A 16932-nucleotide genomic window follows, 5' to 3' on the forward strand; every position below is an offset into this window, starting at 1 on the left:
CAGCGTGATCGAAAGCTCCCGGCTTTTGACGATGTCGCCCCCGGCGATGACGACCCCGGGTTTTTTTGCCAGCGCTTGCATTCCGGCATATAGTTGGTCTATTTGCTTGACGCTGGTTTTTGCAGGAAGCGCCAAGGTGACCAACGCCATCATAGGGTTCCCCCCCATGGCCGCAATGTCGGAAAGGTTGGCCGCCATGGTCCTGTATCCCAGGTCAAAGAAGGAAGTGTAGCTCAGGTCAAAGTGAACCCCTTCCACCATGGTGTCGGTGGTGACGGCGCATATTTTGCCCGGGGACAGTTTTAAAAGAGCGGCATCATCACCTATACCCAATAGGACCCGGCTGTTCCTGGGGACCATGCCTGCGGTCTTTTTTATCCGGTCTATCAGGCCGAACTCGCCTATGTCAGATATCTTTTTTGCCACAGAGCGATGATTTCAACATTTCTAACTTTTCAAACATAATATTCCGGGCATCTATCGAGGAACAGGTGGTTTAGCGGCGTCACCCTCTTATTATCTGCTACTTTGGGGTCGATGTCAACCACCCTCACGGCCTCGTTTTTCACGGGAGCCTTGGCCAAAATGCTTTGATCAGGGCCGGCCATTATGCTCTGTCCTATGAAGTTCAGGTCATGCCGGCCCCGCTTTTCCCGGCCCGTCCGGTTGGCGGTGATGGTGAAGACCTTGTTCTCCAGCGCCCTCACCGGCATGGATCTTGGGCAATAAGGCAGTACCAGGTTGGCCGGATGGCAGATGATCTGGGCGCCATTAAGAGCCAGACTGCGGGCAGCCTCGGGGAAGAACCAGTCGTAGCAGATCATCATCCCGATCTTCACTTGTCCGGCCCGGAAGACCTTGAAACCGGTATCGCCCGGGGCGAACCACTTTTTCTCGTTCCAGAAAAGATGGGTCTTGCGGTAGATGTCGGTCTTGCCCGAAGGACGGATCAGGATGGACGAGTTAAATATCTTGTTCCCGGCCTGCTCGGCGAATCCCGCCACCAGAATGGTCCCCGTTTTCTTTGACAGCAGTTTCAAGGCTTTGATGGAAGGCCCTTCGGAAGTTTCCGATAACTGCCGGACCTCGTCCTTGGAAACGAAATTGTAACCGGACAGGCACAGCTCCGGCAGCACCAGCAGGTCGGCCTTGACTGAGGAGACCAGCCGGTGTATGGTGCTTAGATTTTTAGTTACCTGGCCGAAAGCCGGGTTGAATTGAACGAAGCCTGTCTTCATGGTTTTACATGTCATCCTGAGCGCTGCACTGAGCGGCCCGGCTGAGTAAGCCGAAGCCTTGTCGAAGTGGTTGGCGCCGTGCCTGGCCTATCGAAGGATCAGACATTGAACTTGATGTTGATCACGTCCCCGTCCTTGACTATGTACTCCTTGCCCTCCTGTCTAACATAGCCCTTTTCCCGGGCGGCGGCGTAGGTGCCTACCTCGGTCAGGTGGTCGTAGGAGACCGTCTCGGCCCGGATGAACCCCCGTTCCAGGTCGGAGTGGATGGTCCCGGCCGCCTGGGGGGCCTTGGTGTTTAAGGGAATGGTCCAGGCCCGGCACTCGTCCTCGCCCACGGTGAAAAAGGAGATCTGGCCCAGCAGCCGGTACGAGGTGCGGATCATCTTGTTCAAGGCCGGCTCGGCGATCTTCATTTCGGCCAGAAATTCTTTGGCCTCCTCGTCCGACATCTGGGCGATGTCCATCTCGATGGCCCCGCACAGGGCGGTGGCTTCCTGGCTGCTGGCCGAGGACAAGGCGCTCTGCAAAGCAACAAAATCCACCCCTTCCCCGTAGTTCAGCACCGGCAGCAGCGGCTTCTCGGTCAGAAGCTGGAAACTGCGGAGGGCCTTGGATTCTTCCGGGAAAAGGTCCAGCATGTGAAGCGGCTTTTCGGCCTCCAGGTGGACCCGGCATTTATCCAGGATCGCCAGTTCCTTGTCCAGCTCCGGCCGTTTTACCTTTTTAATGTCTATTTTGACCCGCTCGATCCGCCGCTCCACCATGGACAGGTCGGACAGCAGCAGCTCGGTGGCAATGGTCTGGTAATCATCCACCGGGGATGGGGCGCCGGAGGCGTCGGCGAAGCCGCGCAGCACCAGGATCATGGCGTCCACCTTGTGCATCTGGGTCAGGAACTCGGTGCCCAGGCCCCCGGAATCGGAGACCCCCTTGGCCATGCCGCCGATGTCCACATAGGTGATGGTGGCCGGGACCTTCTTCTTGGGGTTGAACATGGCAGTCAGCTTGTCCAGCCGGGGGTCCGGCACCTTGACCACTCCCATGTGGACATCGCAGCCGGTGGAGTATTCACCCTCTTTGATGCAGGATTTGGTCAGGGCGTTGAAGATCGTTGTCTTGCCCGACTGGGGCAGGCCGATGATTCCTAGTTGCAAAATAGTTCCTTTGTTTGTATTATGAATGTCAAGGATTTAAGCCGGATTTCACTCATTCCGAAATTTTATTTTATCACAATCCAACCCTGCATTCAAGCATAAAACAAGGCCCTGTCAAACTATTTGACGGGGCCTTTTAGCACCGGGTTTACGGTTAAAAATAGGTATAGCAGATGGGCTTGTTTTGGGCCCTAAATATCCGGTCCACCGTGTTCAAATAGGCCGGATCGGAGATCCGGGACAGGCCCAGACGGTGAAGTGTTTTGTAATCCACCGCCCCCATCAGCAGGGAAGAGAATTCAGGGACGTCCAGCCAGACCTCCGCGTCGTATTCCTGCTCGTCTGATATGGTCAGGGAGCCGAACTCCACCTGGGCCACCAGCGCCCCGGCATTGGCCGGCAGGAAACTGTCGGCGATGTTAAGTTTCAGTTTGCAGTTTTGTTCCCCGAAACTATGTCCTTTCATCTCTTCCAGCAGCCTTCTGGTATTGAGCGACCGGTACATCATCCCGTAACCGGCGTTGGCGGTCTGCTGGAACAGCGGCGGGATCAGGTTCTCCGAGCCGTCACGGATGTCCCCGAACAGCCAGTTCAGGTGCTCATCCTGGGTGATGAAGACCACCTGCTTTATCTGGTCGGCCTGGCTGTGCAGGAAGGTCATCAGTTCCATGAGGACCTCCGGATCCTGATAAACTAATTCCCGCACCACCATCTCGGTCTGCAGGAAATTGGCGTCGGCCGGTTTAAAGGAAAAGGTCAGATACCCCAATACCTGGTCGGCCTTCTTATAGCCGTAAACCTTGGAATCCGGGCTTTTCAGCAGGCCCTCGGCCTCGGCCTGGGTCTTCTCCATCATCCCGTGATGCTCCCGGCCGAACTGCCGGGCGCAGGCCAGATATTCCTTGAGATCGCCGGTTTCCAGCCGTTTGACATGGCTCTTGGTGCTTCCCTTGGGCAGCTGATCGGGCCTGGTCCTGAACTGAAAGGCCCGGGTGCCGTAGCCAAATCCCATCTTCTTGTAAAAGTCCGGGCGGAAGGGATACAGCGTGGCCAGATTGTAACCCTTCTGGCGGTAGTGTTCCAGAAAGTAGGCGATCATCTCCCGGCAGATCTTTTCCTTTTTGTGGAGCAGGTCCACCGCCACCATGCCCACCCCGCCGGCCTTGATCTGGGTCTCATACATTTGCAGGTTCAGGTCGTGCAGCCGCATCCCGCCCAGCATTTTCTCGTCGCGGAAAAGCCCCCAGAAACTGACTCCGGGATCATCCTCCTGGTGTTTTACCAAACGTTCCTTGAGTTTTTGCTTGTCCTCGGGCGTGACGATCTTGAACCCGGGATAGGCCTCGGCCACGATGTTGACATAGCGGTCAAGATCCTCTTCAAACAGGCGTCGTATCTGGCTCATACAGCTCCCTGTGTACACAGTTTTTTATTTTAACCACAAAAGGCACAAAATACACAAAACTAATTTATTTAAACCCTATGTGATTTATGTGCTTTCTGTGGCTATTTAACCCCGTTTCTTAAGGAAGTTTAGTTTCACCCAGCCCCAGTTGAGCCACAGATGCGCCAGGACAACAAGGACCATGGCCAGCCCGGCATACTCATGCACCTCCCCGGCGGCCTCGGCGTTCTCCAGCAATCCGGTAAAGGCCAGCGCCCCGGTCACCGCCTGGACGGCAAACAGCGCAAACAGCGCCAGGTTCAGCCATTTAAGTGTTTTCTGCTTGTTCATAAAACTATTCCCCTTTACAATTCACGATTCACAGTTTACCGTTTGCTATCAGAAGCCCCTGTCCTTAAGCTCCTCAAAGCTTATCCCCCGCTGGGCCAGGCCGTCGTAGGAGAACAGCACGATGTCGTTGATGCCCGCCCGCCGCAGTTCCCTGGTCTTCTCCATGATGCCCTCCATGCTGTCGCGCCAGGCCCCCAGCCCCACGTAGACCTGTCCCGCCCCCTTGTAGCGCACCGATTTCTGGGCCAGCCGCAGGACGGTGGGAGTGTCTTTGGAGTAATCCATCAGCACCACAAAGTCCACCCAGCGGTTCAGCAACCAGTTGGGCCAGTCCTGGCCAAAACCGGCCCGGGCCTCGTCGGGGTCGGGCTTGACCGCAGCCGAGAGCTTGACCCAGGGGTTGAACTTGACGATGTCCATCTTCAGCTGGGAGACCAGGTCCGAGATGTTGTACATCCGCCACTGGTACCAGGTATCCCAGTAGGGCTTTAGGCCGGGATCCCCGGTGAAGAAGGCCATGGGGTCAACCTTATACTGGCTGTAAAAGGCGTTGCGGCTGGAGAGGTCGTAGGAATAGTTAAGGTTGCCGTAGCGCACATAGTCCAGGTGGATGCCGTCCACATCGTATTTGAAGAGGATCTCCCTCACCAGCTCCCGAAGATACTCCTTGACCTCGGGGCTGGCCGCTGAAAGATAGACCCCTTCCAGGCCTTTCCGGTCCAGTTCTTTCTGACTGTAATCCTTTAACGAACGTCCCTCTGAATCGGCGGCGAACCACCCCTTGCCCTTGTAATAGACATGCCTCCGGTCCTTGGGGTCCGCCTCGGAGGACCAGATGAAGTAGACGTTGATCCAGGCGTGCATCTTGATGCCGCTGGCCTTGCATTCCTTCAGCATCAGGGCAAGGGGGTCGAAGTCCTTGGAGACGCAGGCGGCGGTGGGCAGGTTTTGGGAATTGTAGTAGGCCTCGCCCTTGGCGAAGAACTGGACGAACAGATCGGTGATGCCGGCCTGCCGGGCCGAGCGGACGATCTTCTTGACGCTGGCCGGGCTGGTCAGGGAGTAGCGCACCACCCACATGCCTTTGACCTGGGCCTGTACCAGGGCAGGGAGGAGTGTCAGAACTAGAGCTAAAATTATTATGTTTTTTATTGGAGTACGCATGAATAAGCTCTGTTTTATATTTACGAGACCGTGAACGATATCGCTATTAATAATACACAAAAAACAAAAATAGCGCAAGGCTTATTTCTAAACCTTGCGCTCTTTAAATCAACTTAAAAAAACTACTTCTTTACTTCGGCCTTTTTCTCTGTTTTCTTCTCTACCTTGTCCACAGAAGTCTTGGCGGAGGCGGGTTTCTTTTCCTCTTTGGGCTTGCCTTCTGTCTTGACCTTCTTGCCAGGCTGTTTCTTGGCCGGCTTGTGGATCTTCTTTTCCTTTTCCTTCTTCTCGCCTTCAACCAGCTTGGCCTTGGCCGGGGCGCCGTAGAGCTCCATCAGGCACAGCAGGGCGGCATCGCCCTTGCGCAGCCATAGCTTGGTGACGGTAATGAAGCCGGAGTTCTTGTCCTTCATCCGGGGCATGATCACCTGGAACAGCTTCTTTAGGACATCCTTGTCCTTGACCACCCGGCCCACCTGGCGGATGGCGGCCAGGTCGTTCTGCTTGGAGACGGAGATCAGGTGCTCGGCCACCCGCTTGGAGGCCTGGGCCTTGGGGAAGGTGGTCTGTATCTTTTCGTATTTGAACAGCGATGTCACCAGATTGGACATCAGGGCCCGGCGGTGGGAATGGCTGCGGCTCAGTTTTAAGGTGTCTTTGCGGTGTCGCATGTATGTTTACCCTATCTCAAAAATTTTAGTTCTATCTTTAACCAGAGAAACCAATGTCTACTAATGTCGATAATGTCCGATGCCTGTCCGTCCGTAGTTTATCAGGCCTTCTTCTTCTTGGCGTCGGTATACTGGTCCACCTTCATCCCGAAGGTCAGGCTCATGTTCTTTAAGATCACCGAGAGCTCGGCCAGCGACTTGCGGCCGAAGTTCCGGTATTTAAGCATTTCGCTTTCGGTCTTCTGCACCAGATCGCCCAGGGTGAAGATATTGTTGGCCCGCAGACAGTTGGCCGAGCGCACCGAGAGCTCCAGCTCCTCCACCGGCTTCATCAGCATGTCCCGCATCTTCACCATGTCGTCGTCCAGGCCCTCGACCTTGCCCTCTTCGCCGTCTTCACCGAAGGAGCGGAACAGGGTCAGGTGGTCGCGCAGCAGCTTGGCGGCCTGGGATACCGCCACATCGGGCTTCACCGAGCCGTTGGTGTGGACCTCCAGGATCAGGCGGTCATAGTCGGTGCGCTCGCCCACCCGGCAGTTCTCCACCAAAAAGTTGACCCGGGAGACCGGCGAGAAGATGGCGTCCACCGGGATCAGCCCGATGGTGTTGAATGATTTGCGGAAGACCTCGGCCGGCACATAGCCCCGGCCGTGATCCACGGTCAGTTCCAGCTTGAACACCCCGTCCTCGGAAAGGGTGGCGATGTGCTGTTCGGGGTTCAGGATCTCCACCTCGGCGTCGGATTCAATCTGGGAGGCCTTGACCTCGCCCTTGCCCGAAGCCTTGAGATACAGGACCTTGGGATGTTCGGAATGCAGGCGGAGCTTAATTTTCTTGATGTTCAGGATTATCTCGGTGACGTCTTCCACCACGCCCGGGATGGTGGAGAACTCGTGGAGCACGCCCTCGATCTTGACCGCCATGATGGCCGCCCCGGGGATGGATGACAGCAGCACCCGGCGCAGGGCGTTGCCTAAGGTCAGGCCGTAACCCCGTTCCAAGGGCTCGGCAATGAATTTACCGTAATTGGGTCCGTAAGTTGCTTCGTCTATCACGATGCTCTTGGGCATCTGCAGGGTATTCCATCTCATAATTGCCTCCAAAAGTTTTGAAATTGAACCCGGCCCAAACCGCTTGAACCGAGCGAGGCTTCCCGAATGAGGACCCTTTTAAAGCCTTGTCAAAGAAAGCTGTATTATGTTAATAACGGCTTTTTAAATAGGATCCTTTCGGCATTACTTGGAGTACAACTCCACGATCAGCTGTTCGTTGATCTGCATCCCGATGCTGTCCCTGGTGGGGATGTTGACCAGCTTGCCCGAGAGTTTCTCCTTGTTGAGCTCCAGCCAGGGCACGGGGGTCCGCCCTTTGGTCGCTTCCAGGGCGCCGGCAATGATCACATTGTCCTTGCTCTTGGTTTTGACCTCGATGGTGTCGCCGGGGCGCAGCAGGATGGATGGAATATTGACGACCTTGTCGTTGACCAGAAAATGCCCGTGATTGACCAGCTGGCGGGCGGCCGAGCGGGATGGGGCCAGCCCCATCCGGAAGACGATGTTGTCCAGCCGGCGTTCCAGCAGTGACAGCAGGTTCTCGCCGGTGACCCCCTTCATGCTGGAGGCCTTCTCGAAATAGTTGCGGAACTGGCGTTCCAGGATGCCGTAGATCCGGCGGACCTTCTGTTTTTCCCTCAGGTGGATGGCGTAACCGGTGGGCTTGCGCATCCGGTCCTTGCCGTGCTCGCCCGGGGCATAGGGCCTCTTGTCAAAGGCGCAGTTCTTGGTGTTGCATCTTTCGCCCTTTAGGAACAACTTGGCTCCCTCGCGGCGGCACAACTTACACCTGGCAGCAGTATATCTTGCCATTTATATTTAAAAACCTCCTAAAAAATTACTTTCCGAATGTCTGTTCCCGTTTGGCATTGGCCCTGGTTTAGACCCGGCGCTTCTTGGGGGCCCGGCAGCCGTTGTGGGGCACCGGGGTCACGTCGCGGATCACGGTCACGGCCAGGCCCGAGGACTGGAGCGACCTGATGGCGGATTCCCGTCCGCCGCCCGGGCCCTTGACCCAGGCCTCCACCCGCTGCATCCCCAGCGAGACCGCGGTCTTGGCGCAGTTCTCGGCCGCCATCTGGGCGGCGAAGGGGGTTGATTTGCGCGAGCCCTTGAATCCGGCCTTCCCCGACGAGGCCCAGGAGATGACGTTGCCGCTCTTGTCGGTGATGGTGACGATGGTGTTGTTGAAGGTGGCCTGGATGTGGGCGATGCCTGAAGATTCGATCTTCTTTTCTTTTTTCTTGACCTGCTTTTTCTCTTCCGCCATTTTCCCTCTTTTCGGTAAAATCTTTTATCTCTGGCCGGCCCCTATTGCGGGGACCGGGAGCATTTCTTTTGACCGGTCCGCTTTAATGCGGCAACCGGGGTTTGGGCTACTTCTTGCCGGGGGCTTTTTTCTTGACGATGGCGCCCTTGCGCGGTCCCTTGCGGGTGCGGGCGTTGGTCTTGGTGCGCTGGCCCCGCACCGGCAGGCCCTTGCGGTGCCTGACCCCCCGGTAGCTGCCGATCTCCACCAAACGCTTGATGGCCAGGCTGACCTCGGTCCGCTTGTTGCCCTCCACCTTGAACTCCTGTTCGATGATGCTGCGCAGGCGGCCCACTTCGTCGTCGCTTAGGTCCTTGACCCGTTTGTTGGGGTCCACCTTGGCCAACATCAGTATCTTTTTGGCCGAACTCCGGCCCAGGCCGAAGATATAGGTCAGGCCTATCTCCACCCTTTTCTCCCGGGGTAAATCCACACCAGCGATTCTGGCCACTTTTTATCCTCTCTTAAAAATAACTGTGTAATTGATTGGCTTGGGAACGGGTTTAACCCTGGCGCTGTTTGTGGCGGGGGTTCTTGCAGACCACCCGCAGCACGCCCTTGCGCTTGATCAGCTTGCAGTGCTCGCAGATCACCTTGACCGATGCCTTGACTTTCATGGGAATATATCCTTAAGTTTTTTATTATCTGGGATTTTTATTTGAAGCGGTATATGATCCGGCCCCGGGTCAGGTCGTAGGGAGACAGTTCCAGGGTCACCTTGTCTCCGGGCAGGATCTTGATGAAGTGCATCCGCATCTTGCCCGAGATATGGGCCAGGATCTTATGGCCGTTGGGAAGCTCCACCCGGAAGGTGGCATTGGGAAGGTTTTCCAGCACGGTTCCTTCGACCTGTATCCCCTCTTGTTTGGCCATTTTTTATCGGATCTTAATTGTTGGAGTTTATATTACCGGGTTACTATCAGCGGTTGGCCGGCGGTGACCACCACCGTGTCCTCGAAATGGGCGGAGAGGCTGGAATCGGCGGTGACCACTGTCCAGCCGTCGGACAGGAACTTTACCTGGTGGCCCCCGGCGTTGATCATCGGCTCTATGGCCAGCACCATTCCCTCTGCCAGCGCCGGGCTGGAACCGGATTTGACGTAATTCGGTATCTCCGGCTCTTCGTGCAGTTTCTGGCCCACCCCGTGGCCGCACAGGTCGCGCACCACGGAAAAACCGGCGGACTCCGCCGCCTGCTGAACGGCCCGGGAGATGTCGCTGACCTTGGATCCGGGACGGGCGCTTTGGATGCCCAGTTCCAGGGCCTGCTTGGTGGTGGCCAATAGTTTTAGGATCTCCGGGGAAGGGGCCCCGCCGACGTAATAACTGCGGGCGGCATCGGCGATGTACCCGTTCTTTGAGGTTCCCACGTCTATTCCCACCAGGTCGCCCTCCCGCAGGATCCGTTCCGGCCTCGGTATGCCGTGCACCACTTCGTGGTTGATGGAAATGCAGAGGGTGGCGGGATAGCCCCGGTAGCCTTTGAAGGCCGGCTCCGCCTGATTGTCGATTATGAAGTCATAGGCCAGTTTGTCCAGTTCGGAAGTGGCTGTCCCCGGTCTGATCCTGGGGGCCAGGACCTTCCACAGACCGGCGATCACCTGTCCGGCCGCCCTGATCCGGTCGATCTCCCAAGCCTCCCGGATGGCGATCATTTATATTCCTGCAGCGCGGCGATGACATCCTGAAATACTTTGCCGGGCTCGGCATTGCCGTCTATTTGCTTGAGCAGTTTGCGGGAGTTGTAGTACTCCAGCAGCGGCTGGGTCTGCTTAAGATACACTTCCAGCCGGTTCTCCGCGGTCTGTCGCTGGTCGTCCACCCTTTGCTCCAGTTTGCCTCCGCACTTGTCGCAGATCCCTTCTTTTACGGGGGACTGGAACAGCAGGTTATAGATGGCCCCGCAGCCGGAGCAGATCCTTCTGGAGGTCAGCCGTTTTATCAGCTCCTCCCGCTCCACATCTAAAGAACAAGCTATATCGATCTTCAGGTTTTGCTGTGTCAGAGAGTCTTCCAAGCCCTGGGCCTGGGCCACCGTCCGGGGAAAACCGTCCAGCAAAAATCCCTGTTGGGCATCCAGAGACTTGAAGCGCTCTTTGATCAGGTCCAGGATCAGGTGGTCGGGAACCAGTTCTCCCCGGTCCATGAACCCCTTGGCTTTCAGGCCCAGCGGGGTTCCGTCCTTGACCGCCTGCCGTAGGATGTCGCCGGTGGAAATGTGGGGCAGGCCGAATTTCTGGCAGATCTGCTTGGCCTGGGTTCCCTTGCCGGAACCGGGGGCGCCTAAAAGGACCAGTCTCATATTAGCATCACAACTTTCGCCGGGTTATTCAAGTGATTACATCCGTCCGGCCCGGCCCGAGATCTTCCCCTTTTTGATGAAGCCCTCGTAATGGCGCATCAGCAAATGGGATTCCACCTGCTGCAGGGTGTCCAGGGCCACGCCCACGATGATCAGCAGGGTGGTGCCGCCGAAGTAGAACGGAATGTGAAAGGCGCTCATCAGGAAGGTGGGCAGGATGGCGATGGCCGCGTAGAACACCGCGCCGGGCAGGGTGATGTGGGTCAGGATCCGCTCGATGTATTCCGCGGTCTTGGAGCCGGGCCTGATCCCGGGAATGAAGCCGCCGTACTTCTTCATGTTGTCGGCCAGGTCGGCCGGATTGATGACGATGGCGGTGTAAAAATAAGCGAAGGCGATGATCAGAAAGGCGTAGAGCAGATTGTAGAGCCAGGAGCCGGTGGCGAACAGTCCGGCCAGGCCCTGGGCCCAGTCGGCCTTGATGTAGGTGACGATGGTCATGGGAAAGGCCAGCACGCTCTGGGCGAAGATGATCGGGATGACCCCGGCGGTGTTGAAGCCCAGCGGGATGTAGGTGCTCTGCCCGCCGTAGACCTTGCGGCCCACTATCCTCTTGGCGTACTGCACCGGGATCTTGCGGGAACCCTGGGTCATCAGCACCACGATGGCGGTGACCCCCACCATCAGCAGGGCGATGAAGGCCAGCACCAGGATGTTAAGCTCGCCGCCCCGGAACGAAGTGTAGGTGCTGATCAGGTCGCCGGGAATGCTGTCCAGACAGCCCACGAAGATGATCATGGAGATGCCGTTGCCTATGCCGAACTCGGTTATCTTTTCCCCCAGCCACATCACGAAGATGGTGCCGGCGGTCATGGTGATCATGGTCAGGATCCGGAACCCGAAGCCGGGGTTGGGCACCACCGCCAGGCCGTTGGGGGCCAGGGATTCCAGGAAAATGGCAATGCCGTATGACTGGAACAGGGCCAGCACCACGGTGGCGTAGCGGGTGTACTGGGTGATCTTCTTGCGGCCCTGCTCGCCTTCCTTCTGCAGTTTTTCCAGGAACGGGATCACCGCGCCCAAAAGCTGCATGATGATGGAGGCCGAAATGTAGGGCATGATCCCCAGGGCAAAGATGGTGGCCCGGGAGAGGTTGCCGCCCACGAACAGGTCGTACATCGAGAACAGGGTGCCCCGCTGGGCCCGGAAGAACTCGGCCAGGGCCTGGGTGTCGATCCCGGCTGTGGGCAGATGCCCCCCGATCCGGTAGACCACCAGGATTCCCAAGGTAAAGAGTATCCTCCGCCTCAGTTCAGGGATCCGGAATATATTCTGGATTTTCTCCCACATCGTCAGCATCCAAATTTAAATTAAGTCTTTTTGTAACTATTCAGCGCCACCAAGACACCAAGGCACCAAACCAAATCGTGAATCGCAAATATTGTGAATAGTTATTTTTGTGTCTTAGTGCCTTTGTGGCTGAATGGTCAAGTCTTTTATTCGGTCCGGTGGCTGCTGAGCACTTTCAGCACTTCGATCTTTCCCCCGGCGGCTTCGATGGACTTCTGGGCCGAGGCCGAAAAGGCGTGGGCTTTTACCGTCAGCGCTTTCTTGAGTTCTCCCTTGCCCAGGATCTTGACCGGCTGGTTCTTCTTCCGGACCAGGCCCAGGGTGAACATGGATTCGGGGGTGACCTCTTTTTCCTGGGTCTCCAGCGCCGTCAGGTTGACCACCTGGAATGTCTTCTTGTCGAAAGCCGTGAAGCCGCGCTTGGGCAGGCGGCGCTGCAACGGCATCTGGCCGCCCTCGAACCAGGAGGGGACCCTGGCCCCGGAACCGGCCCGTGATTTCTGGCCCTTGTGGCCCTTGGTGGAAGTGCCGCCGTGGCCCGACCCGGTGCCGCAGCCTCTACGCTTGGCTTTTTTGACTGCGCCCTTGTTGGGCTTGATCTGATCCAGTTTCATTTGCGGCTGCCTCCTTCTTGAATCTCCTCAACTTTTAGCAAATGCTCCACCTTTTTTACCATCCCCCGGATCTGCGGAGTGTCGGTCTTCTCCACCGTGTGATAAAGCTTGCGGATACCCAAAGCCTTGATGGTCCGGTACTGGACTTCGGTCCGGTCGATGGTGGAGTGCACCTGAGTTATTCGTAATATTTTTTTGGGCACGTTAATTTTCCTTTATGGCGGTATGCGGTATGATGAAAGACTGTTGGCTTAAGACTGCCGCGCGATCAGACTGCGGCCGGTGTTTCTGCTGCCGGGGCTTCCGGTTTCGGCTCTTCGGCCGCCTGCGGTTTGACCTCGGGGGCCGCAGCTGGGACGGCTCCGGCCTTGCCCCGGTTGCGCTCTTCCATGATATCGGCCGGCTGGCGCAGCTGGGACAGCCCGTCTATGGTGGCCTTCAGCAGGTTGTGGGGATTGTTGGAGCCCAGGCTCTTGGTCAGGATGTCGGTGACGCCGCAGACCTCCAGCACCGAGCGCACCACGTTGCCGGCGATCACGCCGGTTCCGGTGGCGGCCGGCCTTAAGACCACTTCGCTGGCGCCGTATTTGCCCATCACCATGTAGGGGATCTTGCCGTCGACCACCGAATATTTCTTAAGGCTTTTCTTGGCGTCCTCATTGGCCTTGCGGATGGCCTCGGAAACTTCGCGGGCCTTTCCCTTGCCGATCCCCACATGACCGTTTCCATCACCCACCGTCACCAACGCGGTAAAACCGAAGCGCTTGCCGCCCTTTACCACCTTGGCCACCCGGTTGATATGGACCACCTGCTCCTTGAGCTCGCCCAAACCATTCAAGTTGATCCTTGCCACTGGTCTTAATCTCCCAAATATTTTTTAGAATTGCAACCCGGCTTCTCTGGCCGACTCGGCCAGCGCCTTGATCCTGCCGTGATAAATATATCCGCCCCGGTCGAACACCACCTGCTTGATGCCCTTGGCCAAAGCCAGCTGGGCGATCTTTTTGCCCACCTGCTTGCTCTGGGCCAGCTTGCCTTTTTCCAGGCCCTCCATCTTGCCGGAGGCCGCCAGCACCGCATGCTTGGTGTCGTCTATCACCTGGGCATAAATGAACTTGTTGCTGCGGAAGACGCAGAGCCGGGGCCGTTCGGGCGTGCCCTGAACCTTGCGCCGGATCCGTACATGCCGCCTGAGGCGGGCGTCTCTTATTTCTTTTGCCTTGTCTGCCATTTGTATAATACCTACTTTTGCTTTTATGAAAATATTTCCCGGGATTAATTTGACCTTTATCAGGACCCGGCTGCTCCGGCCGCGGTCTTGCCGGCCTTGCGCCGGATGTGCTCGCCCTGGTAGCGGATGCCCTTGCCTTGGTACGGCTCCGGCCGGCGGAACCGTCTGATGGTGGCGGCCACTTCGCCCACCAGCTGCTTGTCTATGCCCTTGACCACCAGGCTGCTCTGGTATGTCTTGTCCAGCACCTTAAGGCCCGGCTCATCGGTGATGTCGAACTCGATGCCCTTGGGGGCCTCCAGATTGATGGGGTGGGAAAATCCCAGGTTCAGGGTCAGGCCCTTGGGGTCCTTGATGGCCTTGTACCCGATGCCGTAGATCTGGAGCACCTTGGTGAAACCCAGGCTGACCCCGGTGACCGCGTTGAACACCAGGGCCCGGGTCAGTCCGTGCAGGGACCGGTCGAACTTCTCGTCCGAGGGCCGGATCACCGTCAGGACGCCGTCCTTGAGCTCCAGCTTCATGTTGGGATGGATCTCCAGCTCCAGGGTTCCCTTGGGCCCGGTCACCTTTACCTTCTGGCCGGACACCTCGGTCTTTACCCCCTGGGGGATCTCTATTGGCTTTCTGCCTATCCGCGACACTTTATATATCTCCTTAACTCAATGTAGATGAAACTTATTAAGAAACCAGGTAGGTTACTTACCACAGGTAGCAGACCACCTCGCCGCCCAGCTTGTTCTTGCGGGCCTCCCGGTCGGTCATCAGGCCCTTGGAGGTGGAGATGATGGCCAGCCCCATTCCGCTGCGGACCCGGGGCAGCTTGTCCTTGGGGGCGTAGACCCTTAAGCCCGGGGTGCTGCGGCGCACCAGGCCCTTGATCAGGTGCTTTCCCTCATCATCGTAGCGCAGGTAAGCGCGGATCACGTTCTGCTTGCCGTCGGCGATGTACTTGAAATTGGCGATCAGGCGCTCCCGCAAAAGGATCTTGGTGATCGCCAGCTTCATTTTGGAGGCCGGTATATCCGTCCTCTTCATCTTGGCTTTCCCGGCATTGCGGATCCTGGTCAGCATATCGGCAATGGGATCGGTCATCGACATCTTGTATTATCTCCTAAAAATGCTCTTGTAAATCTTGGTAACGGCTTAAGGACCAATTTTGATCCCTACCAGCTGGCCTTGACCATTCCGGGGATCTCGCCCCTGAGTGTCATTTCCCGCAGGCAAATCCGGCAGATGCCGAAGTCCCGGTAGAACGCCCGTGACCTTCCGCAGCGGCGGCACCGGCTGTGGTGCCGGACTTTGAACTTCGGCCGTTCAGCCTTTTGAATCATCGCCTTTCTGGCCATAGAACTTGAATATCCTTTTTGTTAAAAAATATTGGACTTGATGCTTATTTCTGGAAAGGCATTCCCATCAGGCTCAGCAGTTCCTTGCCCTCTTCGTCGCTTTTGGCGGTGGTCACAAAGGTGATGTCCATGCCCACTATCTTGGATATCTTGTCGTAGTTGATCTCGGGAAAGATGATCTGCTCCTTGATGCCCATGGTGTAGTTCCCCCGGCCGTCGAAGGATTTGGCCGGCATCCCCTTGAAATCGCGGATCCGGGGCATGGCCACATTGACCATCCGGTCAAAGAACTCGTACATGGTGTCGCCCCGCAGGGTGACCATAGCCCCGATGGCCAGGCCGGCCCGCAGCTTGAAGTTGGCGATGGATTTCTTGGATTTGCGGATGGAGGGCTTCTGCCCGGTGATGGTCCCCAGGTCCTTGGCCGCAGCCTCCACTATCTTGGGATCCAGGATGCCCTCGCCCAGGCCCATGTTGACCACGATCTTGGAAAGGGCCGGAGCCTGCATCGGGCTCTTGTAGCCGAATTTCTTGATCAGGGCCGGCTTGACTTCCTTTTGGTATTTTTCTTTTAAACGCGCCATTTCTCACTCAAGCAAAATTTTACTTTTGCGTTTTGTTTTTGATTTTGGGTTTACGATTATGTAATTACTCTGCCACCAAGTCACCAAGACACAAATTTAATGTCCAATTTATTAATATAGTTTGGAGCCTTTGTGGCTTTGTGGCTAAATAATTAGACTTTGTCCAGCATCTCGCCGCAGGACTTGCAGACCCGGGAACGTTTTCCGTCGGCCAGCACCCGGGCGCCCACCCGGACCCCCTTGTTGCACTTGGCGCAGACCACCATCAGGTTGGAGACGGCCACCGGGGCCTCCTTTTCCAGGATCCCGGCCTTCTGTCCCTGCTTGCGGGGTTTGGTGTGCCGCTTGATGAACTGGACGCCCTCCACAATGGCCCGGCTCTTCTCGGGGAAGAGTTTGAGCACCTTGCCCCGTTTGCCCTTGGCCTTTCCGGCTATCACCACTACCGTGTCGTTCTTCTTTATCTTCATATTATTTCCTTATATCACCTCGGGGGCCAAAGATACTATTTTCAGGAACAGCTTCTCCCGGAGCTCGCGGCCCACCGGACCGAAGATGCGGGTGCCCTTGGGTTCGTTCTTGTCGTCGATGATCACCGCGGCATTCTCGTCGAACCGGATGTAGGAGCCGTCCCGGCGCCGAACTTCCTTCCTGGTGCGGACCACCACCGCCCGGGCCACTTCGCCCTTCTTGATGCTGCCGCCGGGGAGCACGTCCTTGATGGCGATCTTGATTATGTCCCCGATGCTGCCGTAGCGCCGGGTGTGTCCGCCCATCACCTGGATGCACATGCATTTGCGGGCTCCGGTATTGTCGGCCACGGTCAGTCTGCTGTATTGCTGTATCATTTCAACCCACCTTGTTGCCTGTTGATTTTATTGATTGCTTTTAAAGACCCTGGGAACCTTACTTGGCTTTGCTGATGACCCCGTCCAAACGCCAGCGCTTGCACTTGGAGAGCGGCCTGGTCTCCACTATCCGGACGGTGTCGCCCTCTTTGGCCTCGCTCTTCTCGTCGTGGGCCATCAGTTTGCTGGTCCGCTTTACCACCTTGCCGTAAAACGGGTCCTTGAACTTGCGCTCCACCGCCACCACGATGGTCTTGGTCATCTTGTTGCTGGTGACCTTGCCGGTCCGTTCCTTGCGTAAATTTCTCTCGGTCATAAAACTCCTAAA

General features: G+C 56.9%; 27 protein-coding genes. All 27 read right to left on the reverse strand.

Translation table 11 applies throughout. The features are described 5' to 3' along the window. Positions 1–426: AIR synthase related protein (locus Q7U71_02030; protein MDO9390532.1), on the reverse strand; the 426-nt coding region annotated here is incomplete at its 3' end. A gap of 29 nt (positions 427–455) precedes the next feature. Next, positions 456–1238, reverse strand: a complete 783-nt coding sequence (locus tag Q7U71_02035) for a nitrilase-related carbon-nitrogen hydrolase (protein MDO9390533.1) — start codon at positions 1236–1238, stop codon at positions 456–458. Positions 1239–1336: 98 nt separating this feature from the next. After that, a complete protein-coding gene (ychF, locus tag Q7U71_02040; protein ID MDO9390534.1) occupies positions 1337–2395 on the reverse strand; it encodes a redox-regulated ATPase YchF in 1059 nt (352 codons plus the stop codon). A gap of 154 nt (positions 2396–2549) precedes the next feature. Further along, on the reverse strand, positions 2550–3800 hold the full coding sequence (locus Q7U71_02045; GenBank protein ID MDO9390535.1) for a GNAT family N-acetyltransferase: 1251 nt from the start codon (positions 3798–3800) through the stop codon (positions 2550–2552). Positions 3801–3905: 105 nt separating this feature from the next. Then, positions 3906–4130 (reverse strand): DUF4405 domain-containing protein, encoded by a 225-nt coding sequence (locus tag Q7U71_02050; GenBank protein MDO9390536.1) that lies wholly within the window; start codon positions 4128–4130, stop codon positions 3906–3908. 48 nt (positions 4131–4178) lie between these two features. Beyond that, on the reverse strand, positions 4179–5294 hold the full coding sequence (locus Q7U71_02055) for a family 10 glycosylhydrolase (protein MDO9390537.1): 1116 nt from the start codon (positions 5292–5294) through the stop codon (positions 4179–4181). 122 nt (positions 5295–5416) lie between these two features. Continuing rightward, on the reverse strand, positions 5417–5965 hold the full coding sequence (gene rplQ / locus Q7U71_02060; protein ID MDO9390538.1) for a 50S ribosomal protein L17: 549 nt from the start codon (positions 5963–5965) through the stop codon (positions 5417–5419). 101 nt (positions 5966–6066) lie between these two features. Beyond that, positions 6067–7056, reverse strand: coding sequence for a DNA-directed RNA polymerase subunit alpha (locus Q7U71_02065; GenBank protein MDO9390539.1), 990 nt, complete (start codon positions 7054–7056; stop codon positions 6067–6069). Positions 7057–7200: 144 nt separating this feature from the next. Then, complete coding sequence (rpsD, locus tag Q7U71_02070) at positions 7201–7830, reverse strand: 30S ribosomal protein S4 (GenBank protein MDO9390540.1); 630 nt, start codon at positions 7828–7830, stop codon at positions 7201–7203. A 67-nt stretch (positions 7831–7897) separates the two neighbouring features. Beyond that, positions 7898–8287 carry a 30S ribosomal protein S11 gene (rpsK, locus tag Q7U71_02075; protein ID MDO9390541.1) on the reverse strand — a complete coding sequence of 130 codons (390 nt, stop codon included), beginning with the start codon at positions 8285–8287 and terminating at the stop codon, positions 7898–7900. A gap of 106 nt (positions 8288–8393) precedes the next feature. Continuing rightward, positions 8394–8777 carry a 30S ribosomal protein S13 gene (gene rpsM / locus Q7U71_02080; GenBank protein MDO9390542.1) on the reverse strand — a complete coding sequence of 128 codons (384 nt, stop codon included), beginning with the start codon at positions 8775–8777 and terminating at the stop codon, positions 8394–8396. Positions 8778–8829: 52 nt separating this feature from the next. After that, positions 8830–8943 (reverse strand): 50S ribosomal protein L36, encoded by a 114-nt coding sequence (gene rpmJ, locus Q7U71_02085; GenBank protein MDO9390543.1) that lies wholly within the window; start codon positions 8941–8943, stop codon positions 8830–8832. Positions 8944–8980: 37 nt separating this feature from the next. Next, positions 8981–9199: a translation initiation factor IF-1 gene (gene infA / locus Q7U71_02090; protein ID MDO9390544.1), complete on the reverse strand. Its 219-nt coding sequence runs from the start codon at positions 9197–9199 to the stop codon at positions 8981–8983. A 32-nt stretch (positions 9200–9231) separates the two neighbouring features. Beyond that, entirely contained in the window at positions 9232–9981 is a 750-nt protein-coding gene (gene map, locus Q7U71_02095) for a type I methionyl aminopeptidase (protein MDO9390545.1), read from the reverse strand. Then, positions 9978–10628: an adenylate kinase gene (locus Q7U71_02100; GenBank protein ID MDO9390546.1), complete on the reverse strand. Its 651-nt coding sequence runs from the start codon at positions 10626–10628 to the stop codon at positions 9978–9980. Before Q7U71_02100 ends, map begins: the two co-directional genes overlap by 4 nt. A 36-nt stretch (positions 10629–10664) precedes the next feature. After that, positions 10665–11978, reverse strand: coding sequence for a preprotein translocase subunit SecY (gene secY, locus Q7U71_02105; GenBank protein MDO9390547.1), 1314 nt, complete (start codon positions 11976–11978; stop codon positions 10665–10667). A gap of 146 nt (positions 11979–12124) precedes the next feature. Further along, positions 12125–12592: a 50S ribosomal protein L15 gene (rplO, locus tag Q7U71_02110; protein ID MDO9390548.1), complete on the reverse strand. Its 468-nt coding sequence runs from the start codon at positions 12590–12592 to the stop codon at positions 12125–12127. Beyond that, positions 12589–12795 carry a 50S ribosomal protein L30 gene (gene rpmD / locus Q7U71_02115; GenBank protein ID MDO9390549.1) on the reverse strand — a complete coding sequence of 69 codons (207 nt, stop codon included), beginning with the start codon at positions 12793–12795 and terminating at the stop codon, positions 12589–12591. The genes rplO and rpmD overlap by 4 nt, the downstream gene beginning before the upstream one ends. Before the next feature lie 65 nt (positions 12796–12860). Further along, complete coding sequence (gene rpsE / locus Q7U71_02120; GenBank protein ID MDO9390550.1) at positions 12861–13445, reverse strand: 30S ribosomal protein S5; 585 nt, start codon at positions 13443–13445, stop codon at positions 12861–12863. 24 nt (positions 13446–13469) lie between these two features. Beyond that, the gene (gene rplR, locus Q7U71_02125; protein MDO9390551.1) at positions 13470–13823 is read right to left on the reverse strand and encodes a 50S ribosomal protein L18; all 354 of its coding nucleotides are present in this window, start codon (positions 13821–13823) and stop codon (positions 13470–13472) included. Between the two features lie 59 nt (positions 13824–13882). Beyond that, positions 13883–14467 (reverse strand): 50S ribosomal protein L6, encoded by a 585-nt coding sequence (gene rplF / locus Q7U71_02130; GenBank protein ID MDO9390552.1) that lies wholly within the window; start codon positions 14465–14467, stop codon positions 13883–13885. Between the two features lie 58 nt (positions 14468–14525). Further along, positions 14526–14924 (reverse strand): 30S ribosomal protein S8, encoded by a 399-nt coding sequence (gene rpsH, locus Q7U71_02135; GenBank protein ID MDO9390553.1) that lies wholly within the window; start codon positions 14922–14924, stop codon positions 14526–14528. A gap of 65 nt (positions 14925–14989) precedes the next feature. Next, positions 14990–15172, reverse strand: a complete 183-nt coding sequence (locus Q7U71_02140; GenBank protein MDO9390554.1) for a type Z 30S ribosomal protein S14 — start codon at positions 15170–15172, stop codon at positions 14990–14992. A gap of 44 nt (positions 15173–15216) precedes the next feature. Beyond that, positions 15217–15756, reverse strand: a complete 540-nt coding sequence (gene rplE / locus Q7U71_02145; protein ID MDO9390555.1) for a 50S ribosomal protein L5 — start codon at positions 15754–15756, stop codon at positions 15217–15219. 152 nt (positions 15757–15908) lie between these two features. Beyond that, positions 15909–16226, reverse strand: a complete 318-nt coding sequence (gene rplX, locus Q7U71_02150; GenBank protein ID MDO9390556.1) for a 50S ribosomal protein L24 — start codon at positions 16224–16226, stop codon at positions 15909–15911. 9 nt (positions 16227–16235) lie between these two features. Continuing rightward, positions 16236–16604 (reverse strand): 50S ribosomal protein L14, encoded by a 369-nt coding sequence (gene rplN, locus Q7U71_02155; protein ID MDO9390557.1) that lies wholly within the window; start codon positions 16602–16604, stop codon positions 16236–16238. Positions 16605–16662: 58 nt separating this feature from the next. After that, a complete protein-coding gene (gene rpsQ, locus Q7U71_02160; GenBank protein ID MDO9390558.1) occupies positions 16663–16920 on the reverse strand; it encodes a 30S ribosomal protein S17 in 258 nt (85 codons plus the stop codon). Positions 16921–16932 lie beyond the last annotated feature (12 nt).

Source organism: bacterium (assembly GCA_030655055.1).
Classification (GTDB): domain Bacteria; phylum Edwardsbacteria; class AC1; order AC1; family EtOH8; genus UBA5202.

What these genes read in the sequence shown, in the direction of transcription:
- Q7U71_02140 (MDO9390554.1), bottom strand. Translation starts at nt 15,172, where the DNA reads ATGGCCAGAAAGGCGATGATTCAAAAGGCTGAACGGCCGAAGTTCAAA.
- map (MDO9390545.1), bottom strand. Translation starts at nt 9,981, where the DNA reads ATGATCGCCATCCGGGAGGCTTGGGAGATCGACCGGATCAGGGCGGCC.
- rplE (MDO9390555.1), bottom strand. Translation starts at nt 15,756, where the DNA reads ATGGCGCGTTTAAAAGAAAAATACCAAAAGGAAGTCAAGCCGGCCCTG.
- rplQ (MDO9390538.1), bottom strand. Translation starts at nt 5,965, where the DNA reads ATGCGACACCGCAAAGACACCTTAAAACTGAGCCGCAGCCATTCCCAC.
- Q7U71_02065 (MDO9390539.1), bottom strand. Translation starts at nt 7,056, where the DNA reads ATGAGATGGAATACCCTGCAGATGCCCAAGAGCATCGTGATAGACGAA.
- Q7U71_02050 (MDO9390536.1), bottom strand. Translation starts at nt 4,130, where the DNA reads ATGAACAAGCAGAAAACACTTAAATGGCTGAACCTGGCGCTGTTTGCG.
- infA (MDO9390544.1), bottom strand. Translation starts at nt 9,199, where the DNA reads ATGGCCAAACAAGAGGGGATACAGGTCGAAGGAACCGTGCTGGAAAAC.
- Q7U71_02100 (MDO9390546.1), bottom strand. Translation starts at nt 10,628, where the DNA reads ATGAGACTGGTCCTTTTAGGCGCCCCCGGTTCCGGCAAGGGAACCCAG.
- rpsH (MDO9390553.1), bottom strand. Translation starts at nt 14,924, where the DNA reads ATGTCGATGACCGATCCCATTGCCGATATGCTGACCAGGATCCGCAAT.
- rpsK (MDO9390541.1), bottom strand. Translation starts at nt 8,287, where the DNA reads ATGGCGGAAGAGAAAAAGCAGGTCAAGAAAAAAGAAAAGAAGATCGAA.
- Q7U71_02055 (MDO9390537.1), bottom strand. Translation starts at nt 5,294, where the DNA reads ATGCGTACTCCAATAAAAAACATAATAATTTTAGCTCTAGTTCTGACA.
- rpsQ (MDO9390558.1), bottom strand. Translation starts at nt 16,920, where the DNA reads ATGACCGAGAGAAATTTACGCAAGGAACGGACCGGCAAGGTCACCAGC.
- rplN (MDO9390557.1), bottom strand. Translation starts at nt 16,604, where the DNA reads ATGATACAGCAATACAGCAGACTGACCGTGGCCGACAATACCGGAGCC.
- secY (MDO9390547.1), bottom strand. Translation starts at nt 11,978, where the DNA reads ATGTGGGAGAAAATCCAGAATATATTCCGGATCCCTGAACTGAGGCGG.
- rpmJ (MDO9390543.1), bottom strand. Translation starts at nt 8,943, where the DNA reads ATGAAAGTCAAGGCATCGGTCAAGGTGATCTGCGAGCACTGCAAGCTG.
- Q7U71_02045 (MDO9390535.1), bottom strand. Translation starts at nt 3,800, where the DNA reads ATGAGCCAGATACGACGCCTGTTTGAAGAGGATCTTGACCGCTATGTC.
- rplX (MDO9390556.1), bottom strand. Translation starts at nt 16,226, where the DNA reads ATGAAGATAAAGAAGAACGACACGGTAGTGGTGATAGCCGGAAAGGCC.
- Q7U71_02035 (MDO9390533.1), bottom strand. Translation starts at nt 1,238, where the DNA reads ATGAAGACAGGCTTCGTTCAATTCAACCCGGCTTTCGGCCAGGTAACT.
- rplR (MDO9390551.1), bottom strand. Translation starts at nt 13,823, where the DNA reads ATGGCAGACAAGGCAAAAGAAATAAGAGACGCCCGCCTCAGGCGGCAT.
- rplO (MDO9390548.1), bottom strand. Translation starts at nt 12,592, where the DNA reads ATGAAACTGGATCAGATCAAGCCCAACAAGGGCGCAGTCAAAAAAGCC.
- rpsD (MDO9390540.1), bottom strand. Translation starts at nt 7,830, where the DNA reads ATGGCAAGATATACTGCTGCCAGGTGTAAGTTGTGCCGCCGCGAGGGA.